4 protein-coding genes are annotated in these 3337 nt (G+C 38.1%); 3 read left to right on the top strand and 1 reads right to left on the bottom strand.

What is annotated here, in order from left to right:
- Positions 1-56 precede the first annotated feature (56 nt).
- Positions 57-758 carry a queuosine precursor transporter gene (locus ACR2MV_RS07395; protein ID WP_434021267.1) on the bottom strand — a complete coding sequence of 234 codons (702 nt, stop codon included), beginning with the start codon at positions 756-758 and terminating at the stop codon, positions 57-59.
- Between the two features lie 308 nt (positions 759-1066).
- Here ACR2MV_RS07395 and fabD point away from each other — a divergent pair, with 308 nt between their 5' ends.
- The 3 genes from fabD to ACR2MV_RS07380 all read left to right on the top strand — a co-directional run bounded on the left by fabD (position 1067) and on the right by ACR2MV_RS07380 (position 3033).
- Entirely contained in the window at positions 1067-1945 is an 879-nt protein-coding gene (gene fabD / locus ACR2MV_RS07390) for an ACP S-malonyltransferase (protein WP_434021266.1), read from the top strand.
- A 152-nt stretch (positions 1946-2097) separates the two neighbouring features.
- Positions 2098-2850, top strand: coding sequence for an enoyl-CoA hydratase/isomerase family protein (locus ACR2MV_RS07385; RefSeq protein WP_434021265.1), 753 nt, complete (start codon positions 2098-2100; stop codon positions 2848-2850).
- Positions 2851-2853: 3 nt separating this feature from the next.
- Positions 2854-3033 carry a hypothetical protein gene (locus tag ACR2MV_RS07380; RefSeq protein ID WP_434021264.1) on the top strand — a complete coding sequence of 60 codons (180 nt, stop codon included), beginning with the start codon at positions 2854-2856 and terminating at the stop codon, positions 3031-3033.
- Positions 3034-3337: the final 304 nt, after the last annotated feature.

Genomic DNA, 3337 nt, shown 5'->3' with positions numbered 1-3337 from the left:
GATGTCATACAATACCCTTAAGAAGGTATATTACTGACAGAAAGCCAGTAAAATGCCTATAATGCAATCTCTTCATGAGCTTTTAAGTTAAATCTTCCTCGAAACCAGTAAACAAAAATATAGAGTAAAGGAGTGTCTAAAAGAGCCACGAGCAGCTTAAATAAAAAACCGTTAAGTAAGAGAATTCCAAAGAGATCCCATTCGATCACTCCAAATGAGCAAAGTAAAAACAAGACTGAAAAAGTATCTAAAAACTGTGAACTTATGGTAGAAAAATTATTTCTTAACCACAGGTGCCTTCCTTTGGTTTTTCTTTTCCAGAAATGATAAATTCTGATATCCACAAACTGAGCCACCAAATAGGCCATGGCCGACGCAAATACCGCAAGTGCAGATAATCCAAAGACGTCGTGAAAAACTTCATCGCCGATAGGAGACCATTCTGTTGCCGGGGCTGCGTCAGACAGCATAATGATTAACAGAGAAAAGGCAGAAGCAAATATTCCAGTAATAACCACTTGATTTGCTTTCTTTTTTCCATAAATTTCAGAAATCAGATCGGTAACCAAAAAAGTTATTGGATAGGGCAAAATTCCTACTGAGATTTCAAAATTATACCATCCCAAAAAATCCCAGGAAAAGAATTTCTGAAAGATCAGATTCGATACCACGAGCGATGCAATAAAAATAGCCGCTAAAATCAAAAAAATACTAAAAGCCAGGGATCTGTCTTTATCAGACAGGGTTTTTTCAATCATGCCTCTAAAATATAAAAAAACTAATAAGGAATGTTGAACAAAGAATTTTGAATGTCGAAGTTGTCAAATAGTTTGAAACTTCAGGACGGCTAGTCGAAATTTCTAAAATTTAGTATTCAAAAAAACTATTTATTTGAATTCAGATTGAAGAATGTTGATTTTAGATGTAAGATTCCTTCAGCGTTCAAAATTCCTTATTCCATATTCTAAATTCAAACATCTCAAATCTTCAATCTGCAATCTCCTGTTTTACATCTCCAATCTCAATTCATTTCTTTACTTTTGTACCATAATCAAACAACATCAACATGAAAGCATACATATTCCCTGGTCAGGGAGCTCAATTTTCCGGAATGGGTTTGGATCTTTTTGAAGGTTCATCATTGGCACAAGAACTTTTCAACCAAGCAAACGATATATTAGGTTTCTCGATAACAGATATTATGTTTGAAGGCTCTGCTGAAGACCTCAAACAAACCAAAGTAACACAACCGGCAATATTTTTACATTCAGTAATCCTTGCAAAAACGCTGGGTGATGATTTTAAACCAGAAATGGTCGCTGGTCATTCTCTAGGAGAGTTTTCTGCCCTGGTTGCTAATGGTGCATTGTCATTTGAAGCAGCTCTGGAACTGGTTTCTCAACGAGCCCAGGCCATGCAAAAGGCCTGTGAATTGCAGCCTTCCACCATGGCTGCTGTACTTGGCTTAGAAGATAAAATAGTTGAGGACACATGCGCTGAAACTCCAGGAATCGTAGTGGCAGCAAACTATAACTGCCCTGGTCAATTGGTAATTTCCGGTGAAATTGAAGCCATCAACCAGGCTTGCGCATCTTTGACAGAAAAAGGAGCAAGACGTGCCTTGGTACTGCCTGTAGGAGGAGCATTCCACTCACCGCTCATGGAACCGGCAAGAGAGCAATTGGCTGCCGCCATCGAAAATACAGCGTTTAGCACCCCTACTTGTCCTATTTATCAAAATGTAACAGCCAGTGCTGTATCAGATCCTGCAGAAATCAAAAATAATTTGATCGCTCAATTAACCGCACCTGTAAGATGGACCCAGACCATTCAGCAAATGATCGCAGATGGAGGTACTGAATTTATTGAAATCGGGCCAGGTAAAGTGCTACAAGGCTTAATGAGAAAAATAGATAGAAGCGTTGCGGCAAGCGGCATGAGCTAATTGAAGAACAAGGAATTTTGAACATCGAATTATGAATAGCGAAGTAATAAATAAAAAGATCATATAAGAACTTCATAATTCGAAATTCCCTGTTCGATATTCTTAATTCAGATTCCTACTTTATTAAGATTTAATGCAAAAAACAAAAATAAATGCCCGGTACAATCCACACTCACACTGACCACTACATCGCAACGGTGACTTTTTCTCATCCCCAAAGCAATTCCTTTCCGAGTGAATTGTTGCAAAAATTAGTGGACACTTTTGATCGCCTCTCTGAAGATGCTGAGGTGCGTGTTATTGTGCTTCAAAGCGAAGGTAAAAAAACCTTTTGCGCGGGTGCTTCTTTTGATGAATTATTAGCGATTCAAAACATAGAAGAAGGTAAAACTTTCTTTTCCGGCTTTGCCCATCTGATCAATGCCATGCGAAAATGCAGCAAACCCATCATTGGTCGCGTGCAAGGAAAATCTGTTGGTGGAGGTGTTGGAATAGCTGCTGCCTGTGATTATTGTTTTGCGACAGAAGCGGCCGATATCAAATTGTCAGAATTGAGTATTGGAATTGGTCCGTTTGTCATTGCTCCTGCTGTAGAAAGAAAAATGGGTGTTTCAGCTTTTAGTGAATTAAGCCTGGATGCCAAGAATTGGAAAACTGCTTATTGGGCGCAAAAACAAGGTCTTTTTAATAAGGTCTATGAATCTATCAGGGACATGGATGAAGGAATCGATTTTCTGAGCCTTCAACTCTCACAATACAACCCGGAAGCCCTTTTTGAAATGAAAAAAATATTTTGGAAAGAAACCGATCATTGGGATAAACTGCTGATCGAAAGAGCGGCTATCAGCGGAGAACTGGTACTGTCCGATTTCACAAAAAAAGCCCTCGCAAATTTCAGATCCTAGTCCATGAAATACCTAATCCTACTTATCCTGCTACAGGTTGACATTGAAGAAAAGATCAAAAACGCACCGGACAAAGGCTATGAGATCGGAGTAGCCATAGGTACCTATTTGCCCTTCGTCGTTTTGGTCATCATCGCTTATGTAATGTTTAATCGGTTTAAGAACAGGAAAGATCTTGATTAATCTTTTTTACCTTCTAGCCTGCAACTCATTGACAATTCATTTTAGTCAATGAACCATGAATATCGAACAAGGAATTTCGAATTTCGAAATAAAATACTTGACAATAATTTTATTCTGATAGAATCAATTAGCTCGTTGCGGTTTTGAAAGCGCATGTAGAATTTCTGAATTACCAAATCAAAAATCTTCAATCTCCAATCTTCAATCCAAAATAACCAACGCCTTCAATATTCAATATTCCTTGTTCAACATTCGATATTCAAAAATCAATGGCCAATTTATAATAGCCCTTCTCTTTAAATTG

Origin of the sequence: Lutimonas sp. (genome assembly GCF_051011215.1) — a bacterium.
Classification (GTDB): Bacteria; Bacteroidota; Bacteroidia; order Flavobacteriales; family Flavobacteriaceae; genus Lutimonas.
This window is presented reverse-complemented; position numbering and strand designations above follow the sequence as displayed.